The organism is Pristimantibacillus sp. PTI5 (assembly GCF_048572955.1).
Taxonomy (GTDB): Bacteria; Bacillota; Bacilli; order Paenibacillales; family Paenibacillaceae; genus Pristimantibacillus.
In genome coordinates this window covers 6,643,938-6,665,878 of the sequence record NZ_CP183886.1, presented here as the reverse complement: position 1 = coordinate 6,665,878, position 21,941 = coordinate 6,643,938, and the positions used below count along the sequence as shown (strand labels likewise).

Genomic DNA, 21,941 nt, shown 5'->3' with positions numbered 1-21,941 from the left:
TCATCTTCTTGATCATAATAAGCGAAATCTTGTCTCTCACTTAGGTAGCGTATTGCAATTATAGCATCTCTCGAGTGACATAGAGGGTAGCTGTTTTGTTTGGTTTGGTTTGGTTTGGTTTGGTCCGCCTGCCGTTTATCCCGGATGGACGGCTTTAGGAGTGACCGGGCTGACCAATGAGTTTATGGCGGAACGGTTAGACGCTTAGTCTCGTTAACAAGTCCACGAAAAGGAAACCGATGGCACCGCGAAGCGGCATGACTCGTCTAAGCGACAAAGACCACCTTCAACGAGAAAATAACAGGAAGAGGAAGGCTCCGGGCCTTCCTCTTGCTTTTGCTTATTATTTTCCAGACTGATCATGAGGCACAGCGACGGTAACAGATACAGCCGTTTGGTTGCCCGCTTTGTCGGTTGCCGTATACGTGATGGTATAGATGCGCGATTTTTCCGCACGCAAGCTGAACGAATCGACTGCTGTGCCGAATTCGGCCTGAATGTCGCCTATATCGCTGTCTGGTTTATTGGAAGTAATGGAAGTTAACACCACCGCTTCAATGCCCGATCCGGCATCGCTCGCTTTCAGCGCGGCATGGACCGTCACCATTTTATGATTCGCCGGCCAAATTGAATTCTTATCCAGCTGAACGGATAGCACCGGCGCGATCTTATCAATGTTGCTCACCGTATAACTGGTTACCTTCGATACATTTCCTGCAGCATCCGTTGCTCTTGCATACACGGTCTCATTATCGGAAACAACGATCGGGGTGGTATATGGAGTCCATTCCCCTACTGCGCCCTTTTTGTACTCATTGACCACAGCATCATCGGGATAGCTGACCGTTAAGGTAACGCCGCCGTTAGTCGGCGTTGTAACGTCCGCCGCGATGGAGGGATCGGCAGGGGCCGTCTTGTCCACATGAACAATAACCGTATGCGGCTGTTCCGCATTACCTGCAAAGTCCACACTCCAATATACCAAAATATGCGTCCCCTCCTCAGTCAAAATAACCGAGCTGCCGGTTTGCTGCGCGCCCCCGTTTACCGTGAAATAAGTAGCCGCTACCCCGGAACCGGTATCGACGGCATCGAAGCTTACTAACGCATCCTTGTTAACGGATCTGTTCGGAGCGTCATCCGATGTCACCGGCGGTGTCAGGTCCGCCTCTTTCAATTTCCCATGCAGTCTCAATTCCGCCATATTGCCAAACCATGCATTCGGATTATAAATGCGGATATAACGGTAAGCTTCCGTACCGCTGATCGCGAGCGATTGCCAATCCGCCGTTACGGCCGCTGGCTTCGAGATCGTTGTCCAATTCGAAAGATCGTTAGATCCCTGAATCTCCGTCCCCCTAATCCGCGCGTATAAATTATTATCCTGTCTCGCTAGTAGTTCTACACTCGATAATACCGCTTGATTGCCTTCTTTGAAATCGAACGTAATGAAGCCTCCCGCTCCGCCGCCGTTCATCCGAAAATCGGAGTTCGTAAGCGGATTGTTATCGAATAGATAATTTACCTGCTTTAATGTTTCTGCTGCTGATCTTCCGGAAGTAGAATCGATTAAATAAGCGATGCCGGTCACATTGCCGATCAAATCCGACTCGTCCGCGAGATACAGCTTGGTGTTATCGGTCGTAGTATACGTCGTGTCTCCTTCCGTTCCGTCATTCGCCTTATAGTCAATCGCAAATTCGACCGAGCCCGTCTGGACGTCTCCGTTCAACGTCGCCGCGGCCGTCCAATAGATATTGTCCTGCGTACTCACGATTGCATCCCGGTCTTGGATCGTGACCTTTATGTTCTGGATCGGTTCTTTCGCTTTGATCGTTAATTTTGCCGTATTGCCCAGCACGATCCGGCCGCTAACGCTCTGGTCCGAGCTAAGCGACACGGACTCCAGCTTGTTATTTGTCTCATGACGCTCGCCAAAGATTTTAAGCTCGGCCAGCTCTAGCATATTCTGAACTTGACCGCGGAGAGCATCCGGCTGTGGATCAATCATTTGGATTTTAATATACCGGAATTGGGCATTTTTGTACGCATCATCCACGTCAAGCGTTGCGGTCCCGTCGGTATACGCCGTTTGTCCTGGTGTCAGCCGCGTCCAGTTTTCTCTGTCATTGGAACCGAATACCGTCGAGCCTGCCATCCGATCCACAAAATTCATTCGCCCCTCAAAAGCAAACGCATCGGCCGAAAGCTTATAATCAGGTCCAAAATCGATGATATGATACAAATTCGGATACGGTGCCAGCGAATAAGCCGGGAACGTATTATCGTTGCCATCCGTTAGGAGCGAAATCGCGTTTCCAAAGGTGGATGTCACGAGGCCCGTATAATTCATACTTCCGTCAGCCGCGAATAAAGGAGTCAACAATTGAAGACCCTCGGCCGCTTTTCGCAGGGCTAATAATTGCTGATAGAAAGCTTCATTCGTCGCAGATTCCAGCTGACTCATCGTATCCTCGTACACGGCTTTAAACTGATTAAGAGATGCCGTCACATAAAGAGTACTCGGATTATAAAGCGCTGTAGCTGCTTGTATGGCTGAAGACCGGTCTTGGCTTACAACGATATTGACATTTTTTATTGTGAGCGTTGTACCGTCGGAAGCTTGGACGATAAAAGAATACGTTCCGGCTTGCGCCGGCAGCCAAGCAAATGCGCCGCTGCCCGCATTAAATTCAGCGCCTTGCGGCATATTCGCAATCTCATATGCGAGGACGTCCTCTTGACCGGAGTCGTCAGCGGAAAAGTCCAGGTTCACTGGAGCGCCAACGTATGCAAAACTATTCAAATTCGAAGCTCCGTCTTTAAACACAGGAGGGGTCAGTTGTTCGCCTGCTTTTACATTCAGGTGGTCAATATCAACCGTTGTGCCGGCTCCTTTCACCTTTACATAAAGGAGGCTGTAGTCGCCGTCAAGCTGACCGTAGGTAACTTTGTTAATGCCCATGTCATAGGTCATGTATTTCCATTGACCCTTCGTATCCGGCAGCGTCAGTGTATGGTAAGGCGTCGAACCAATTTCTTTGCTCAGTTCTAAGACAGCTGTGCCGTTCGTACGAAACTTGATGCCAATAAGCCGGGAATTCGTGCGATTGGCATATGACAAATTAAGAAGGACAAATTTGCTTCCATCTTCCGTTGCTTTTGTCTGCACATAAGAAGCAGCTCCTTCATGGACGGCAGCCGTATGCTGATCAAATGCCGTGTACCGGTCTTCTACTTCGACCAGCGCATCGCTTGTCTGTTCTTTGGGAACATACTTCCCGCCTTCCGGCTCCGCTTCCTTCGGAATGTAGATCCAGAAGTCTCCGCCTCCGTCCGGACTTTCCCATGCTTGCCTGAGCGTCCCTTGATAATAATAATTGGACGGAATTTTCTTGGTGAAAGCTTCATAGAAATACGGAGCTTTCTCCGCTACGTTGATCCCTTTCTCGTAGGTGTAATAGTAGTACATGTCCCAAAACAAAGCCGTATTCATTCTTCCTCTATACGAGTCCGAGAACTTTTGGTAGATGCCTTTCACCGTTCCATCCGGAAAAATAGAAAAAGGAACCGGTACCCAAGGCGTGTCATAACCAAGCATGTATTTCCAAAAAAAGTCGGAAGCAGCTAAAACTCGGTCATCCAGAAATTCATAATAGCCTACGGCATTATCCTTTGTGGATACGGTTCCCTCCACCGGGTCGACCTTGGTTCCCTGAGCAATAAACATACGCGACAAAATTGCCGCATTCGTTAAGTCTCCGGCTCCATGCGCCTGGTCCCGGCCCATCTCCACCTGCTGGACGACCGGCGTGTCCAATTTCACCCCTGTCTCCGCATTGGTGTCGACCAAACGGAACAATTGCTTAATGGAGCCATTGAAGCCTTGATTGCTGGCCGTCTTATTCACAGTGGCCCATTCGACAGCCTCATTATACCTCTCCCGGTTATCGGTAAAAATATACCCTGCCATCGCACCGAGCAGCGGATAGTTATGCTGGTTCATAAATTGGTTGTTATCATGCTGAAAGGTTTCGATAACCGGATTGATCAGATTATTCGTAAAATCAGCGGTATCCTTGTCGGTCCATTTCAGCTCTTCCGATTGATAGCTGGAATACCTTAAAATTTCTGCCGCAGTGACCATCCTGCTGAGCGGAATGCCCGTATGGATATGAGCATCAGTAAAATACCGGTATTTCGCAGGGTCCATCCGGGACCAAATACGGATAATGCTCATCGCATTCGCGCGGTACACCTCATCGCCAGTTATATAATACATAAGCGATTGTGTATACGCTTTCAGACCATCTGCTATAAATCTCGAATTAAAGCCCTGACTGTCAAAAGCATTGATTGCCGGCATCGTCGGATCCTCAGCACTTTGGTTGCTCGATGTAACCGTCTTTGACGCCATCCCGGAGACGGTCATGGCCTTATAGTAGGAATACCAAGGCTCCTTTTGCGCTAATACCTGATCTCTCATGTTTTCAAGTATTGCTTTGGTTACTCCGACACCTGGATGCGTAAACCCATTGGTAACGGTTTCATTTATTTCGACAGTATAACCTGTGCTGGCGGCCCCGCCGTCATCCGAAGCCGAAGCCGTGCCGATCGGACCGAGCGCAGCAACAATGCTCACAGCAACAATGACCGCCAACAGTCGCCTCCATGAATCTCCGAAATGTAATGCAGCTTTGCGAGTCATCATATTCCTCCTTGTTTGATAGAAATAGAATACATGCTTTGAACGATCCCTATTTGGCATAAACGAATCATTCTGCTTCTCATTATAAATATCTGTTCAAAAACGAAAAGGAAGTTTTTTAAGGCATTACCGATGCTTTTTGCAGAACTTCATCCATAGATTCTATAAACTGCTGCAAGTTTTGGCGCAAAACAAAACGGCAGGCCAAGGCTTGAACCTTGACCTGCCGTGCTTTCCCGGGCATGTGCCCATATATATTTCAACTTCATGTATTGCTCCATACTGATCAGCCCAAACCGGTCTTGTTAATCCGGAGATGCAGTAGCTGCATACCTACTTAAAAACGGAACATGCTAGCAAATAATATGCGATAGTTCATTAATAAACTATATCATTGAACTAATCTGCCCGTTAGCTCAGCGTTCATGGTTTAACTTTTGTGAAATACAGATTTAAATCGTCATCAACACAAACCATGGCACCAGGTGTGACTGGTTGTTGTTGATACATTAACCCCCTGCCATCTGGTATATATCCCCTTTTTGCGTATAAACGCTGTGCACTGCCATAGCTTTGATACAATCCAACACCAATTCCCACTATTCCATATTTCTTAAACGCAATTTTCTCGATGGCTTCCATTAATTCATTTCCAATTCCTAGCTTTCTAGATGGAGGAATAACATTAAAATCATTAATTTCCGGTATGCCCTTCTCAACAAAGTAAGGATAATAAGATGTAGCAAGAAGATGTAAGCTTCCCGTAAACTGACCTTGGTAAAAGGCTAGTAAAGTTATTCTTTCTCCTGCTACGTTCTGTTCCCAACAATTCAAGATGTAATCCCTAGGTTTTTTAATATCATGTTCAGTGAAAATCTGATACACAAGATCTACGTCTGATCCAATCATTTGACGAACTTCAATCGAATTATTCATAATTTCACTCCAATGTTCAATTGCGTTTAAGCTTATTCTACCAATTGGCCTACTGTAGATGAACGTCATTAACAACTATAACTAAATATTACTTGCCCGTTAGCTTAACAAAGAAATGGAGCAACTGCCATTGTTCAACTGTCGTTTCCCGTTAGTTCAATGGATTTTCTTACATAAAAATGCTTGTGAAGCAGCAAAATAACCATGAGGTGACGAGAATGTCAAAAGTACGCCATGGTTATGTTTTAAGAATATCACTATCAGTATTATTGACTTTCTTAGTTTCAACTTCTTATGCGCAAGGATTATCAACTTCTCAATCAAATGACCCCGAAGATGAAAATAAACGTGTAGAAGATCTAGAAAAACGTTTACAGCAACTTGAACCACCTAAACCGGCTAAAATTGTTGAATTACCTTGGGAAATAGAAACCGAAAAATACTATCCATCCAATACTATTCCTATTTCTGAGGTAATGGATAAGGGAACAAAAATTCACTTCAACGTTATAAAGAATGACCCCAACTATAAAAGACCCGTATATGAAGAACATTGGCACAGCACATATTGGGGAGGTAGATGGAGTTATGTTCCTATGCGAATACATTACGCGCTCCATCGGCTTTTTACCACTTATGACATTGGAATATCAGGCGAGTTAAATTTCAAACAAAACGTTGGCATTGATTTTCCCATGTTTCAAAATAAAACTGACCTTGATTTGTATATCATTGTTTTCCAAACGACTGTCACCGATGTATATACAAAAGGAAACCAAGTAATTGTCGTGGGTACTCCAGAAAGAAATGGAGCGCAAGTCTTGACCATTAAAACAGGTAATTTAAATCCTGCGGATTTAAAGAAATTGTTGCTTATTCAATTAGCAACTCCCCTTGGACATGAACTTGATTACTCACTCATTGTCTACGAACCACCAGATTATTGGTTAAAACAAATACAAAAAGCAAAAGAACAAAAATGATAAAGGCGCTTAATTAGCGCTTTTTTTCATTTTCGCTACGGATAACACGGAAATTACTCGCTTTGTATCCGTCTGTACTAGCTTTGAAAGTAATTTGTACTATATTCGAAGTAGAATCGAATGTCGTAACTTCCCATTCAAGTATGAACTCTTGTTGAAAATAAGAACCTCTTCCAAGCCCTTACGTTGAATGTCGAAATTATATTTAGTTGGTGACTTCTCGCTGACTTTGAAAGGTGAATGGAAGGTTTTCATTTATTGCTTTTCCGATAATCGCGCGGCGCTAGTCCAAACATTCGCTTAAAAACCCTCTCGAAATTCGGCATCGTATTAAAGCCTGAGGCGTAGCAAATTTCTGTTATTGGCAGCGTTGTGCTGCATAGCAGAGTTCTGGCGAACTGCAGCCTTTTCTCTTGAAGATGCTCTTGGAATGAAGTGCCGGTTTGCTTCCGGAAGCATTCGCTGAAATAATTTGCCGAGAGTCCGACATGCTCTGCCACTTTATGGAGAGTAATCGGCTCACGGAAATGATGCTGAATGTAGATAACTGATTTCCTTATAGAAGGATGAACGGAGCGAACAATAACGTTTTCCGCCGCCGAATTTTTTTGACTCGTCAGTCTGAATAGCTCAATCAGTATCCGCTCAAAGCTGCCTTGAACAATCATGTCGCTGCCTAGCTGCCAGAGCAGCGATTCTTCCCAAATGCGATCAAACTCAGCTTCGATCATGCCAGCTTGTGCGCTTTCAAAAGTATAAGCGTAATGAGATGCCTCTTCAAAAAGCATTTCGGTTAAATCAGGACGAATGAATGAATCCTCAAATATAAAATCGTACAGACGTATCGTTTCGCCTTCATCCGGTATAATTTCATGGAAATCGGCGGTTGTAAGCAGAAAAGCCATCCCTCTTTCCAAAAGAAATGACTCACCGTTTAGAATATGAGTACCTTTGCCTGATACGATAAAGCCCATCTCGAAAAACTCATGCCAATGCGTATCAATTTTGTGATCGATCACATGCTTATAAATACGGAAGGGGGACGATAAAGATAAAAAGTTTTTGCTAAGCAGTCTCTCCGGTGTTTTATTGTTATCCATCCCTGTTCCCCCTTCATGCTTATTTAGGCTAAACGTTGAACCACTCCGCAAATTTAGCGGAAATATAGTCTGTCATCCATTGATTGACATCCCATAAATCAGCGACCGGCTTATTGGTGAACGGCTCTGTCGGCATATAGCCAGGAGGCCCAAATTCAGCCGTGAAGGTAGCTTCTGCTTTCCCTTTCATCGCTTGGTCAACGAATATTTGCTGCCACCATTTTGTGAATAGCGCAAGCTCTGCTTTATATTCCGGAGCAGCAGGATGCGGAACCTGCGGTCCTTGCGGGAACCCAACCCGGCCATGAATGTGAATGGTCCTCTTCATCGCAAGTGCAAGCTCATTCTCGTGATTATCCAAATGAGATTCGCATACGTTTACCCAGTGGCTAAAATCAGCTGTAATCGACAAATCAGGAAATTGCTTCAGCAATCTTGCCGTTGTCCAAGGCGTAAACAACGCGCGGCTTCGATGCGTTTCATGCCCAACCGCAATCCCGATTTTCTGCTCTACGGCAAGAGCTCCCTCATAGAAGTGATCCTGCTCTGTTTCGGTCATGCTGTCTCTCGCGCTTTGCGCTACGATAAACAACGGTTTAAATGCTGCGGCGCGAGCCACCTGCTTCTCGAAGCTTGCAAGATGGTCGCCTTCCGTACACACCTGAGCGATGAAAGCCAGCTTGTACCGCTCGAGCGCTTCTATGAAGGACTGCTCCTCGGGCAAAGGCGGCAGCGGCGCTTCAATGCCGGCATATCCAGCTTCCGCCGCGCGTGCTAACTGCTCATCGTAAGTGCCAGCCATTCCCCATAACGCCTTTATTGGCCTCAATTCCATAAGTTCAGCTCCTTCTAGCTTCAATTATTATACATTTATGAATGGATTGCCTGCCAGATCTTTGCCTCTTGCAAGCCAAATTTTATGATTTTGGTTTTTCTCCTCATATACCTTGGCATCTGTCGAGAAATAACGCATCGTATAGCCGCATCGGCGAAACTCGCTCGTATTGGCAGCTGCCCCATGAATGATTCGTGAATCATGCACCGAGCATTCGCCCGGCTCTAATTCGAAATAAACGGCTTTTTCATTATCTACTTTTTTAATTTCGGTACTAAAAATGTTTTGGCTTCCATCAACCTCTTCATATTCGGAAAATCCGTCAGTATGTGTACCGGGAATAACGCGCATGCAACCGTTTTCTTTCGTGCTGCGGTCGATTGCCAGCCACACGGTTACGATTTTGTCAAAACTGCTAAGTCGGCCGTTCCAATAAGCGGAATCCTCATGCCATGGCGTTTGCTTGCCGATCAGCGGCTCCTTGCATATGAAATGACTCGACCACAATCCAATATTCGGCCCGATTAGCGGCTCAACCAAATCGAGCACTTCATCGCTTAACAGAAATTTCAGCAGCCGTTCGTCACGGAAATGTGGAGTGTCCAGCTCGCTGTTCAGCTTTCTGCCTACCAGCTCCCATTGCTCTTCGAATATGCCGGACAGCTCTGCCATTTTCTCTTGACTGAATAGCTGTTTCTTATGGAGAGCATATCCATTTTGCTTATAAAATTGGACCTCTTGCTCAGAAAGTGTCGCGCTTGCCATCATTATTCCCTCCAATTGATGTAATCTTGCGTTGTTTTCATCATAACGGAGGGGACATTTATTTACTTCTCATTCTATCCGCAAAAGTATGCATATCTTCGGCACTATCTATCGGATTGGTATCGGCAAGCAAGGGGAAAAAGGACTTTTTCTCCCACTTAAAGCATCATGGAGCGGGATTTTATGCGGAGCTGCTGGCGAAAGCGATCTAATTACATCTGCGTAGAAAATAAAGGATCAGTTAAAAACGACAATGACTCGTTTTTAACTGATCCTCATAGCGCTGCGGGAATCTCGACGCACAAGCGAAACGTTAATTTAAAGCTGGATCAACCATTAAGAATGGCCGATGAGCATTGATTTGAGCGGCACCATCGAATCTTCAGGGACATAATACTTAAATTTATTGTCGCTAATTTGTCCCAGCAGTTGACGGCGAATCGGATCAGCGTCCTTCAAGAGACCCTCGTCTGCCTGATGGTAATCGATAGGACGCATCCAGATCGGGCTGTAGCCGAGAAACAGCTGTCTTCTTGTGAACTCGGAATGATTTGTTGAGCCGGCATGCCACAGATTTTGCGCAAAAATAAACACGTCCCCCGGCTTTCCGCATACCTGTATCTCCCCATCCAATTGCTGGCTTACATCCTTATGGTTCGGATTGTATGGCTGCTTATGGCTGCCCGGAATCACCTTTGTATTGCCTCTGTTTGGCTGCGACATATCGCTTAAAATATAACAGACCTTAATATAATAGGTAGCCGTTAAGCCTGCTATGACCGGAAACTGCGGATGAGGGCCGTCTTGATGCCAATCGATGAAGCTGTGCGTTGCTGTTTTCACATCGTTTGGATTAGGCTTCCTCACCGTTAGATGAGAGATATGCAGCTGAATATTATGGCCAAGCAAATTAACGATTAACGGTAGGATGGTAGCATGGTCGATCAACGATGCGATCTCAGCATGCCGAGAAACGCTATTATAAATATTATGAGCAAGCGTTTCTTGTTCCTCTGCGAGAACTTCATCGATTGCTGCATTCAAACGGGTTACCTTATCCTGTGATAAAACATCCGGTATAATCAAGTACCCTTGCTCGTCAAATTGGTTCTTCAATTCAAGAATATTCAGCGAAGTCGTTTCCATAAGGCCTCTCCTCCTGCTTGCATACATGTAATTAGCCGCTTTTCTTTCACGCTCCGTTTGCAGCCTTCAATGCGTTAGCCTCCGTACCCTAGCGCCTTCAACTGTTCGTATGCGCTATCCAGGAACGCTTTATAATTCATGGATGTCTCAAGCGTCTTAATAAACGCATCGTATTCGCTTATTGGGCGTTTGTTATAAATAAATTTCGCGATCTCTTCCTCGATATACCGATCGGCGTCAGCCGCATTATAGCCTTCGGGATTATCGGCAAATCCGTTGAGCGCTTTAATGCGAGGCTGATCGTTAGCAAATTGGATTGCATCAGACTGCATGGTGAACTTTGCTTGCAAATATTCCATTTCAGGCCTTCCCGTGAATTGGTATAACCATGAATAACCGACGTCGCCTGCCTTATCCGTCATCTTTGGCTTTCCATTATCAATGGTGAAATGAGTGTCCTTCACCCCGAATTGAACGAGCATCGAGCCACCTTCCGGGTTCGAGATATAGTTCAGCAGATCGAAGACGCGCTGCAGCTTCTCCGGGTCCTTCTCCAGTGCCTTCGGAATAGCAAATCGCCCCGGTGCTGCGCCAATATCCCATGAGCCGTCAAATTGTCCCCCTGGTCCGCTTGGCGCGGCCATTTGCAGCCACTCCGCATTCGGATTAACGGTCTTGATTTGCTCGACGAATTGCTCCTTCGTCATATTCGGCCAATCGATATAGACCATGCCAGCTTGCCCCTTAATGGCCTTCTCCTGATGCTGAAGCCCGCTGTTGGCTAGCAATTCGGGATCAACCGAGCCCGAAGCGATCATTTGCTGAATGAGCGTCAGTGCGTCTTTCATTGCCGGGTCGTACAGAGCATTAACAACTGCCCCGTCTTTCTCATAGAAATTTCCTGGCATACCGACACCGAACGCTCCGAATACCGGTGAAAATGCGCCCAGCTTACCTCCCGTCAAACCAAACGTGTCCGGTTTGCCGTTGCCATCGGGATCCTGAGTGGTGAAGGCCTCCGCTACGTCCTTCAATTGTTCAATCGTTGTCGGAACCTGCAGCTTCAGCTTATCCAGCCAATCCTTGCGAATCCACAACGTGTTATAAGGGATTTGCGGGGATTTGGAGATGCCGTAAACTTTCCCGTCTACCATGCCTTTCTTGACGCTGTCTTCACCGATGTAGTCGACCGTCTGCTGTAATTTATCCATGTATGGGGTTATATCTAGCAATAGTCCTTGTTTGGAAAATTGAATGAGCTGCTGCCGGCTCACCATGAACAGGTCAGGGAAATTACCGGAGGACATGCGAACATTCAATTGGTTTACGTAATCATCATTCGAAGGATAGACCGTCAGATTCAGGTCGATGTTCAGCGCCTTATCCAGCTCCTTCTTAATGATATCCTTGTCCGGCGTAGGCAGGTTATTGCCGCTCTCGATAATTTCCAGCTTAATCGGTTTGTCGCTTTCCCCGTTGCTTGACTTAGCGGTAGAGGCATTGCTAGGCGTATCGCCTTCTTTTGTATTTCCGTCTTTGGTTTCGCCGCTGCCTCCCGAACAACCCGCAAGCAAAGCACCTAACAATGAAATGGTCAGCAAGAATGAAAATACTTTTCTCATCTTCATATCCCCTTTCTGAAATCTATCTATTGAATAGGTCCGTATAGCTGGCCAGTTATCCATACGGCGACTAGGTCAACCTTTAATCGATCCGAGAAGCATTCCCTTCGTAAAGTGCTTCTGGAGGAAGGGATAGATCACGATAACGGGCAGACTCGCAATCATAACGGAAGCCATCTGCATCGTCTGGGTAGGCATGATGTTCTCCGCATTTTCAAGCGGCTGCTGGCTTTGCATCAAAATTTCTCTGACGATGACCTGCAGCGGGAACAGCGTCCGGTCAGTCACATAGAAGATCGCTTGGAAAAACTCATTCCAATGACCAACTAAATAAAACAATCCGACTGTAAGCAATACCGGAATCGAGAGCGGCGTGACGATCTGGAGCAAAATCCGAAATTCCTTGGCGCCGTCCATCCTAGCAGATTCGAACAATTCCTCGGGCAGCCCCTCGAAGAAGCTCTTCATTATTAGCACGTTAAAGCTCCATACGGCGTTTGGCAGGATCATTGCCCAGATCGTGTCAAGCAGCCCCATCGATTTGACGACCAGGTAGGTCGGAATAAGTCCTCCGCTGAACAATAAAGTAAACACAATCATCAGGAGAAAGAACCTTCTTGCTGGCAGGTTTTTACGGCTGAGCGGATAAGCCATCAAGCCGGTCAATATGAGATTGACTGCCGTCCCTATAACCGTAATGAGGACCGTTATTTGAAACGCTTTCGGTATATTCGACTCTGTTAACAGCGTGCGGTAAGCAGAGAACGTGATCTCGCTCGGGAACAAAATAAATCCGCCGTTTCGCAATACTTCCCCGAATGGAGTGATGGATACCGATACGACATAAAGCATCGGTAGAATGGCGGCAAGACCGCACAGCCCGAGAATAACATATACGACGCCATTAAATATTTTATCGTCCAAGCTTTTTACCATATTCCCTCACCCCACTTTTTCGCCAGACGGTTAGCTCCTAGCACCAGTATCAGCCCAATGAGTGACTTGAATAATCCTACTGCTGAAGCCAAGCTGAAGTTCAATTGCTGCAAGCCTGTTCGGTATACCCAAGTATCCAAAATGTCGGCAACCGGATACACCTGAATATTGTACAGAATATAGATTTGGTCGAACCCGGCATCCAGCAGATGGCCCAGCTTCAGAATGAAGAGGAGAACAATGATGCTTTGAATTCCTGGAAGCGATATATGCCAAATCATCCGCAGCCGGCTCGCGCCATCCACTTTTGCCGCCTCATAGAGAGTAGGATCGATTCCTGCCATTGCTGCCAGGTAGATGATCGCGCCCCAGCCAAGATTTTGCCACACCTCGGAACCGACCAGAATGCTGCGGAAATAGTCCGTTGAGGTCAAGAATGGGATGGACTGGCCGCCCGCCTCCACAATCCATCGATTCACCAGTCCCCCGTTCTGGGAGAACAAGGTCAGCAGAATGCCGAAAATAATAACCCACGATAAGAAATGCGGCAAATAAGTCAGTGTTTGTACAATGTTTTTCAACCAACGAACGCGGCATTCATTCAGCAGCAGCGCAAGTATGATCGGGGGAAATGTGCCAAAGAGCAGCTTGTAACAGCTAATTAACAACGTATTCGTCAAGAGCTGGCTGAAATAAGGGGATTGATAAAAGTCTCTAAAATGCTTATACCACGGGTCTACCCAGGCGCTCCCGGTTATACCGTCCATGATGGCAAAGTTTTTAAAGGCAATGATGACCCCGTACATCGGAAAATATCGGAAAATAATAAAATAGATCACACCCGGGAGCAGCATGATGTAGAATGCCCGGAAACGCCAGATCTTTCTTAAAACCGACTGCAGCTTCGTTTGCGGAGAAGGTAGCATTCGAGAGGCTGGTATGTAGCTTTGATCGGCTTCCATGTAAGCCCTCCTTATATGATTGCGCTTTCAAAGTATATCTTAAGTATAAGCAGCACCACCGATTGCCGATATACACAAAAACGTAAAAAGTGTATGGATTTAAGGGAAAGGGAACGTAATTAATTGCGGCTCGAAGCTTGCCAAACAAACCAAGAGGCCATCCCGCAGGACAGCCTCGAACTCTGATAGAACGCCTAGCTCAAAACACCTAAACGCTCATCGTTTTCGGTAAGAACGGGGATGTCCACCCGGATAACGGTTCCGACGCCGCTGGCACTTCCTATTCGCAAGCCATAGGGCACGCCATAATGAATACGGATTCGATCATGCACATTGCGTAAGCCAATTCCGGTAAAACGGTATTTCGAGCGCTCCTGCTCGAAATGGTCATGCAGCGCTTTGCGAGCTTTGGTTTTTGAAATGCCGACGCCGTTATCACGAACATAAAGCCTGATCATGCCCCGCTCCAACCTCCCTTTGATGGTAATAAGACCTCCGCTACGCGGTGAAATGCCATGAAACAAGGCATTCTCTACAAGCGGCTGCAGGGTTAGCTTAAGAATCCGATTTTGCTGCAGGCTGGGGTCGATATCCAAACGGTATTTGTATTGCTCACCGTAACGCACCTGTTGAATGTGCATATACATTCGCAGCCCTTCCAGCTCCTCTTCGATCGAGACGTATTCCGATTGTTTATCGAAGCTGAAGGCTAACAGCTTAACCAAGGATCGAATGGTATCGCGCACCTCGTCAATCCTCTGCTGCTTGGCAAGGCTGCTTATACAGGCTAGCGTGTTATATAGAAAATGAGGCGCAATTTGGCTCCGCAGCATTTTTAGCTCATATTCCTTTTTTTGCTCCTCCGCCGACTTCGTTTTTTGCAGCAACGTTTGAATTCGCTCCAGCATGTCATTATAGCTTTGTGTCAGCCGGCCGATCTCATCCTTTCTTGTGACCGGCAGCTTCGCGACAATCTGAACATCGTTTAACCGGTCCATCTTTTCCACGAACCGGCGAATAGGCTTCGTGAAGGACCGGCTCATCAGGTAGGCGCTTATCAACAGAATGATCATCCACACGATGCTGGCCGTTCGGTAATTATAATTTAACTGCTGCAGGTCTTGGTAGAAATAGTCTTCCTCAATAAATGCCGCTAAGGACCAGCCCAGCCGGTTTTTCGTCGACTTCACGGCTACAAGCGGTTTCAAACCATTTCCTTCGATCTGGCTAACGCCGACTTTAAGGGAAACAAGCTGCTTCCGAAAGCTATCCTGCAGTACAGGCGGATACACCGCTGCCTGAAAAGGAAGCATCTTATCGCGAGAATCAAGCCGGTTAATAATATTTCCGTCTTTCGTTACTAAAGCATACGATTGGTAAATCATCGGAGCGATTCGCTCCGTAAGCAAATCCAGATTCACCTCTGCAACGACAACGCCCTTCACTTGTCTGCGCAAATCGGTAACCGGCAAAACATAAGCCAGCGTGTGACCAGACATCGGGGAGTAATAAGGCTCGCTTACATTGATTGCCCCATAATTCTGAAGCGCCAGCTCATACAGCTCCGGCAGCTTCGGATTGCCGATGATATCATAATTGACTTGCGAGTTCGCGTAGACCTTCCCATCGGTACGAACCAAATAAAGCGTCTTGGCTATCGAATTGTTATTATCGGCGAATTTGCGCAGCGTATCGTCGGCAAGCGCCTCATTTCCTTCATCGAACAGATCGTAACGGGTAGAGAGCAGCAGGAGCATATTCTCGACATTGTCGAGACTGGCATCAATATATTGATTTGTCCGGCCTACTAACAGCTCGGCATCGCGTATGACTTGATTTTTCAATAGACTTTCTGCCTCGCTCAGATTGCGATAGGCAAGCACCATCACGAGCAGAAGCGTCACGATGAATAAATAGATGAACTGCTTGGTAGCAAGACCTAGACTGCTATACCAACTGACCAACTTAGACATATGCCCCATACCCCCGTATCCGATCCCGCAGCTGTTTAAGGATTCCGTTTGTAATCCGTCGGAGACACCCCTGTCCAATTACGAAACGTAACGGTAAAATAACGATAGCTCGGAATTCCGACTTCTTCCGCGATCTCGTACACCTTTTTATTCGTTCGCTTCAGCAGCTCGACCGCCTTTTCCATTCGAAGACGGGTAATATATTGATTGACCGTGTCGCCGGTCTGTTCACGAAATAACCGACTGACATAATGCGGGCTTAAGCCGACCTGCTCAGCAAGGATCGGCAGCGAAATGGGCTGCTGCATGTTCGCTTGAATCCATTGGATCGCGGAACGTATTTCGATACGCGAGCGCGATACCCCGCTCTCGACTTCGTTGATATTATGAATGAGGCAGGCGATCATTTGCCCCAAGGTTTGCGCTCCCATCACTTGCGTGATGCCCCGGCCATCAAGCTCGGCACCTTCATGGACCTTCAGCCATTCCATCTGCCAATTCAGCATGCGCTGCTTGAGCTGCTGAGGCCGAATGCGTATCGCTGAACTCCATTTGGGTAAATCCCCTTGCATGCAATTTTTTAGGTATGCAGAGGAGCTGCTAGCCATTCTTAACATCTCATTAAGTTCCTTGGCATGCTTATCCGTCATCTCGCTCAAAGGAAGTGGCCTGCCGATCCGTACGCTGCTCCCAGACGAGCCATCATAAAAAAGCGCGTCTTTCCATTCGGTCGTATGAGCTAGCGAATACGCAAGCTCTTCCTTCTTTGTGATTGGTTCACTGATAATCGCATGCACCGTCACCAGATGTTCGGGCAGCTCTTCATACTCCTTCAAGCAGCATTCAAGAGCTCGTACGGCCCCGCTAAGCGTTGTAACTGCTTGCGCTTCGGGTTGCTGTTCTGCCAGTAGGACGAAATACTCCTTCTCACCTGTAGTCAGCCAAGTCAGCCAGTTTGGATCAGATCTTTCACTATCTTTCAAAGTCTGTTGGATTCGCTGCCTCGCGGGAATGTAAGAAGCATTCGGCGCATCCAGAACCAAGCGCGCCAATCGATAGGTCCCCGCTCCATCCAGCTCGATAGGCTTCCAATCGTCGCTATTAAGTGCATGACCGCGCAGCAGCTTCCCGAACGCTGCCGCTTGCAGCAGCCGCCGTTCAGATCTTTCATTATCAAGGGAACGGCGCTCCTTGATGATCGCTTCTCTTACTTTGACCATCGCTTGCTTCATTTCCTCTTCTTCCATCGATACCTTTAATAAATATTCAAGCGCTCCAAGCCGGAGCGCCTCCTGAACATAATGGAAATCGCTGTGACAAGTCAGCAAAATAATTTGAATGGCAGGATATCTTTTCCTAAGCTCCCTAATGAGCGTAATTCCGTCCATAATCGGCATCGTGATATCCGTAACCACGACATCCGGCACGCAGACCCCGCATGCTTGCAGCGCTTCCTCACCATTCCCGGCCTCGCCGATTAAGACGGCGCCGCAGTCCTCCCATGGGAATAGGCGAAGCTCCTGCCTCAGCGGAACCTCGTCATCGACAATTAGAACGTTCAACGGTTTCTCAGACATGATACCCTCTCCCTTCCTTTCGCCTAACCTATACCAGTCTATGCTGTAAGCGATTCTAATAGTAATAGATTAGGATAAACCATAGACTCTGATCTCGCAAACCTCCGCACGCGGACATCCATTCGTTGCCTCTATGCATAGTTTTATTTGGGTAGTCATAATCGCTTCTGGGAGGTGATGTACTTTTTTTCGTTTGTGATTATCCTGCTCCGTTATGATCGTAACCCATTCCCCAGCGATGCAAGCTTGAATGCGATAACTTTGCACGACCTCGGGAATAACAGCAAATGGCGTTCGATGATGATGCAGGTTGATTAAATCCTCATTTACGTCATCGTTAAAGGTTAGATGAATTTCACCAATCTCCTGCTCGTTTTCCCAAACGAATTGAATCCATTCCTGGGAATTAGCGGATAATGGGTTGGATGCCCACATATGCGGGCCAGCATAAGGCCGTATATAGCCGTCGGCAACTTGACTCGCCGCATAGGACTCCGTATTTGGCGTTACCCGCAAGCATACCGGCCGACGATTCCATTTGCGCATGCTCCACTGCGCGACCGGCTGATCGGGCTGATGATCCTCCAGCAATGCGGATACTACCGGCTTAGGCCCCTTCTCAAAGCAAAGCACACCGGTTAACGGCTCATCCGATCCGTGCAGCGTTATAGCCTCATTCGCTTTGACGATAACAAAAACATTGCAGGCTGACTCCGGCTGCCAATCCAAATCCAGCTTAACCCACTGCTTGATGCCCGCGGCAACGGACTTGGTAGCTGATTTCACCCATTGCTTAGGTACGTAATTCTCTCCCTTGCCCGTGTGCCAAAGCTCCACCTCAAGCGTTGTGATCTGCTTTACATCGACAAGCAGCTCAACCGATGACAGCATGGGATGAACCGGGAACAATATGCCAATATCGCGATCCAGCGAATGCACGATTGTGGCGTTTTCTATTGCAATTCGCTCCAGCGTGCTGGATGAGGAAATGCGGGCGGTTTTTGCCAAATCATCCGGATCATTGCCGGCCACACCAATGATTGATGCATCCTGCCGCAGCATAACCTGCTGCAATTCCTTCATATAATCGCGGTGAAGCACTCGCGGCGTAATCCCTTTCTGTACGGATAGCGCAGCGCCGCTGCCTGCCGCTTCCCCGATTACAGCACAGGTTGCCATCACTCTTGTCGTGCCGAAAGCAACATGTGTCGCGCTAATGTCCCGGCCAGCAAACAACATATTGCGAACATTACTTGAATACAAGCTTCTGAACGGGATGTGATAGACGCCGTCCGGGTATAGATGCTTCGAGCCGCTCTCTTCCGAGTACATACCTTGCGGTGGATGAAGATCGATGGACCAGCCCCCGAAGGCAATACGGTCCTCGAATGGTTCCTGCGCTAGAATATCGTTCTGGTTCAGCATATAATCCCCGAGAAAACGCCGATACTCCCGTTTGCCGGGAATGGATCCTACCCATTCCAACGTCATATTTTCCGCATCGAATTGGCCTGAATTTTTAATATAGTTCCAAATCCCGTAAATAACCGACCACAGCTCGTCACGTATCCATTCGTTGTCATGGACCGTATCCAGCTCTCCGCCCCATTCAATCCACCAATAGTGACATCCAGAGTCTCCGCTGCGGATTACTCGCTTCATCGGAATTGTCGTTTGCGTTATATCCTTGGCAAAGCTTGGCGGAATATATTTGACCGGCATGCCTGCATCCTTGGTATAAAACAGCAGCGTGCTGCCAAGCGTAATGTCATCCGCTACCTCCGGCGCCCAATTCTCGTTGTACTCCTCCTTGGCTTCGCGGCCGATTCTGTATTTCGCTCCGGCAAGGAAACCAACAAGCCCATCGCCGGTACAATCGATATACATGCTGCTCTCGAAACGAATTTTACGCTCTGAGCCCATCATCCAGCCTGTTACGCTTTGAATGACCCGGTCATGTTCCGGTCCTTCCGCTTCCGCCTCATGCACATCCGTGTTAAGGAATAAGCGAATATTTTCTTCCGCGCGAACGGTCTCCAGAACAACAAGATCCCATAAATAAGGATTCCCTTCGGGGTTTCGGTACTGGTTCTCGACGAACATTTCACCCATGATGCCGGTTTCTCTTGCATAACGCTGCGTTCCATGCGCCGTTGCACCGCACACCCATACCCGGACCTCGCTGCTGGAATTGCCTCCGAGAACCGGTCTGTTATTAATTAAAGATACGGTCTGCCCAAGACGGGCAGCAGAGACGGCGGCGCAAACACCCGCAAGCCCTCCGCCAATTACGGTAATATCGGATTTTATATGCTCGATTTTCATCTGGCTAAACCTCCACTACTTCGATTTGAATTCATCATAATATGGAGGCTAGTGATTTAACATGCACTACGCTATCATATACCCATATACTTTATTTCATCGTGGAGGTAGAGAAAAGTGACGTTGCTCAGATCCAGCCTTTATCCTATTCTTTCTCACCATATCTTTTGGGATAGCAAGTCCCAGTTTCAATTAAGCGTAGATACGTATGATCTATGGGTGCTGTTTGCCGTGGAGAGCGGGAGCTTCTCGTATCGAATAGGGGAAGTAGAGGGAACAGCTCGAATGGGAGATGTGGTCGTCTGTCCGCCGGGCTTTCGCTTTCATCGTTGCGTGATCCAAACGTTAACGTTTCATTTTATCGGATTTACCCTTGGCTCGGTATCAAGCAATGCAATTGGCTTGAATGAACGTGAACAGGCGGTCCAGCAGCAGCTGTCCGAAACCGCATACATGCTGATCATTCAGCACCGCAATCGTCTGGCCGACAACTTGAATCGCCTAAAGCAGCAATCGGGATACGCCGAGGATCAGAATCTGTATTGGCAAAATCATATACTGAACGATATTTGGCAATTTTGCCGCCAGACGGAATCCTACCCCGTCAATCAGGAGGTTGAACTTGCTGATCCGCTTATAGAACAGGCCAAGGCCTACATTCATCAGAATCGCTATCAGGATATTAGCATGCATAATCTTGCAGCTGAGCTCGGCATAAGTCCTGTACAGCTTAGCCGCAGGTTCCAGCGGAGCGTAGGCTTGGCCCCTTCTCTCTACCTATCCACGCTTCGAATAGAAAAAGCCAAATCACTGCTGACCGGGACCCATTTGCCATTAGAGCAAATTGCCCAAGCATGCGGTTACAGCAACGGATTTTATTTAAGCCGAATATTTTCAAAAAAAGTAAAGGTTAGCCCCTCTGAATATCGTCGGATGAATCGGGTATAGCGTTAACACAGCGGAAAGAAGGAAGAAGCAGCCTAAAACGATATTTTCCAGCTTCGGGCTGCTTCTTGTTATTATGCTTCCATGACAACCCTCCAATTGTTGTTGCAAGTTGCCTCGACTACGCCATGCTTCTGCAAATACTGGGCGACCAGCTCCGCCATATCGATCTGTACCTCGCGAACGACCTGCTTGCCTTGATGCATATCATAATCCCCAACGTTCTCTGGCCCGAAGTCCTCGGTGCCTGGGATATCATTCGAACTGGTTTAGTTTAGTGCCTTGCTAATTTGACACCAATCGGAGCATTAAAACATTTCCTTCTTCGTGACGAAGATCGAATTCAAATTAATTTAAAAAAGCTGACACCGTTGGAGTACCGGTATCAGCTTTAAGAATAGGTCTTCTATAATTGTCAACAAGTTTGGGACTTGCCCATTAACTCACATGTGGCTTAATCTAATAAAAATAATCTATTTGACTATACTTTCATGTACTCTATAAAAAATCTTTTTAACGGAATTAGATTCACAATCTGGCCTTGCCCAGTAATTGGAAACTAGAGCCAAGCAATTCAGCTTGGCGTTCAAATACCCAACTGATAGAATCAAGTTTTCCAGTATATTCAAAGCCAAAAGGTGATAGCCTAGGTACTACAATTATTTTTAAACCAAGTAACGTTGATATGATAAACACCACCTTAAAGAAAATATTCTTATACCTTTCCTGAAAGTGCTCCACCAGGCCTCATAGGCACAACAGCACCTCTAGTAAAAATAAAATAGTTACTACCGCAACACCTGCTGTTACTGCCATCATTGCTCTATCAACTTTAAAGTTATTGGGCGTATCCTTAACTTCATAATAGATCATTCCTGGATCTGATTCATAGGTATGAAGGAATAGTAATTGCTTTGTATTACCTTGTATAGTAACAATTAGACATCAGGATTAAATTTTGTCCCATCTTCTGCATCTATGCTACACCTAAATACGTACCTAGTAACTCTTTCCGCCCGTCGGGGGGCCGCCGCGCACTTCGCGCAAAACCAAAACATGGCCGAAACGGAGAAAACATTCTTCACAGGCGAAGTCAACACAAACAATCCTCGGAACGCAACAAAAGTG

At 46.9% G+C, this 21,941-nt stretch carries 15 protein-coding genes; 2 read left to right on the top strand and 13 right to left on the bottom strand.

Features of this window, described 5'->3' with window-relative positions; genetic code table 11:
• Positions 1 to 343 precede the first annotated feature (343 nt).
• Together ACN6MW_RS29550 and ACN6MW_RS29545 are read right to left on the bottom strand one after the other, a co-directional pair.
• Entirely contained in the window at positions 344 to 4,660 is a 4,317-nt protein-coding gene (locus tag ACN6MW_RS29550; protein ID WP_419873310.1) for an OmpL47-type beta-barrel domain-containing protein, read from the bottom strand.
• 471 nt (positions 4,661 to 5,131) lie between these two features.
• A complete protein-coding gene (locus ACN6MW_RS29545) occupies positions 5,132 to 5,644 on the bottom strand; it encodes a GNAT family N-acetyltransferase (protein WP_419873309.1) in 513 nt (170 codons plus the stop codon).
• A 218-nt stretch (positions 5,645 to 5,862) separates the two neighbouring features.
• Here ACN6MW_RS29545 and ACN6MW_RS29540 point away from each other — a divergent pair, with 218 nt between their 5' ends.
• Positions 5,863 to 6,627, top strand: a complete 765-nt coding sequence (locus ACN6MW_RS29540; RefSeq protein ID WP_419873308.1) for a hypothetical protein — start codon at positions 5,863 to 5,865, stop codon at positions 6,625 to 6,627.
• A 251-nt stretch (positions 6,628 to 6,878) separates the two neighbouring features.
• On the opposite strand, the gene ACN6MW_RS29535 is transcribed toward ACN6MW_RS29540, so the two are convergent.
• The 10 genes from ACN6MW_RS29535 to ACN6MW_RS29490 all read right to left on the bottom strand — a co-directional run bounded on the left by ACN6MW_RS29535 (position 6,879) and on the right by ACN6MW_RS29490 (position 19,868).
• The gene (locus ACN6MW_RS29535) at positions 6,879 to 7,727 is read right to left on the bottom strand and encodes a helix-turn-helix domain-containing protein (protein ID WP_419873307.1); all 849 of its coding nucleotides are present in this window, start codon (positions 7,725 to 7,727) and stop codon (positions 6,879 to 6,881) included.
• A gap of 28 nt (positions 7,728 to 7,755) precedes the next feature.
• Positions 7,756 to 8,562, bottom strand: coding sequence for a sugar phosphate isomerase/epimerase family protein (locus ACN6MW_RS29530; protein WP_419873306.1), 807 nt, complete (start codon positions 8,560 to 8,562; stop codon positions 7,756 to 7,758).
• A 27-nt stretch (positions 8,563 to 8,589) separates the two neighbouring features.
• Positions 8,590 to 9,330 (bottom strand): phytanoyl-CoA dioxygenase family protein, encoded by a 741-nt coding sequence (locus tag ACN6MW_RS29525; protein WP_419873305.1) that lies wholly within the window; start codon positions 9,328 to 9,330, stop codon positions 8,590 to 8,592.
• 333 nt (positions 9,331 to 9,663) lie between these two features.
• Complete coding sequence (locus ACN6MW_RS29520; protein WP_419873304.1) at positions 9,664 to 10,473, bottom strand: phytanoyl-CoA dioxygenase family protein; 810 nt, start codon at positions 10,471 to 10,473, stop codon at positions 9,664 to 9,666.
• Positions 10,474 to 10,547: 74 nt separating this feature from the next.
• The gene (locus ACN6MW_RS29515) at positions 10,548 to 12,101 is read right to left on the bottom strand and encodes an extracellular solute-binding protein (protein WP_419873303.1); all 1,554 of its coding nucleotides are present in this window, start codon (positions 12,099 to 12,101) and stop codon (positions 10,548 to 10,550) included.
• Positions 12,102 to 12,170: 69 nt separating this feature from the next.
• Complete coding sequence (locus tag ACN6MW_RS29510) at positions 12,171 to 13,031, bottom strand: carbohydrate ABC transporter permease (RefSeq protein ID WP_169084203.1); 861 nt, start codon at positions 13,029 to 13,031, stop codon at positions 12,171 to 12,173.
• The gene (locus ACN6MW_RS29505) at positions 13,025 to 13,957 is read right to left on the bottom strand and encodes an ABC transporter permease (protein ID WP_419876484.1); all 933 of its coding nucleotides are present in this window, start codon (positions 13,955 to 13,957) and stop codon (positions 13,025 to 13,027) included. The genes ACN6MW_RS29510 and ACN6MW_RS29505 overlap by 7 nt, the downstream gene beginning before the upstream one ends.
• Before the next feature lie 230 nt (positions 13,958 to 14,187).
• Positions 14,188 to 15,966, bottom strand: a complete 1,779-nt coding sequence (locus ACN6MW_RS29500) for a cache domain-containing sensor histidine kinase (RefSeq protein WP_419873302.1) — start codon at positions 15,964 to 15,966, stop codon at positions 14,188 to 14,190.
• A gap of 35 nt (positions 15,967 to 16,001) precedes the next feature.
• Positions 16,002 to 17,543, bottom strand: coding sequence for a response regulator transcription factor (locus tag ACN6MW_RS29495; RefSeq protein WP_419873301.1), 1,542 nt, complete (start codon positions 17,541 to 17,543; stop codon positions 16,002 to 16,004).
• Between the two features lie 69 nt (positions 17,544 to 17,612).
• Positions 17,613 to 19,868 (bottom strand): FAD-dependent oxidoreductase, encoded by a 2,256-nt coding sequence (locus ACN6MW_RS29490; protein WP_419873300.1) that lies wholly within the window; start codon positions 19,866 to 19,868, stop codon positions 17,613 to 17,615.
• Positions 19,869 to 19,985: 117 nt separating this feature from the next.
• Between ACN6MW_RS29490 and ACN6MW_RS29485 the strand changes: the two genes are divergently transcribed.
• Complete coding sequence (locus tag ACN6MW_RS29485; protein ID WP_419873299.1) at positions 19,986 to 20,816, top strand: helix-turn-helix domain-containing protein; 831 nt, start codon at positions 19,986 to 19,988, stop codon at positions 20,814 to 20,816.
• Positions 20,817 to 20,887: 71 nt separating this feature from the next.
• Here the strand turns inward: ACN6MW_RS29485 and ACN6MW_RS29480 are convergent, their stop codons facing one another.
• The gene (locus ACN6MW_RS29480) at positions 20,888 to 21,019 is read right to left on the bottom strand and encodes a hypothetical protein (protein ID WP_419873298.1); all 132 of its coding nucleotides are present in this window, start codon (positions 21,017 to 21,019) and stop codon (positions 20,888 to 20,890) included.
• Positions 21,020 to 21,941 lie beyond the last annotated feature (922 nt).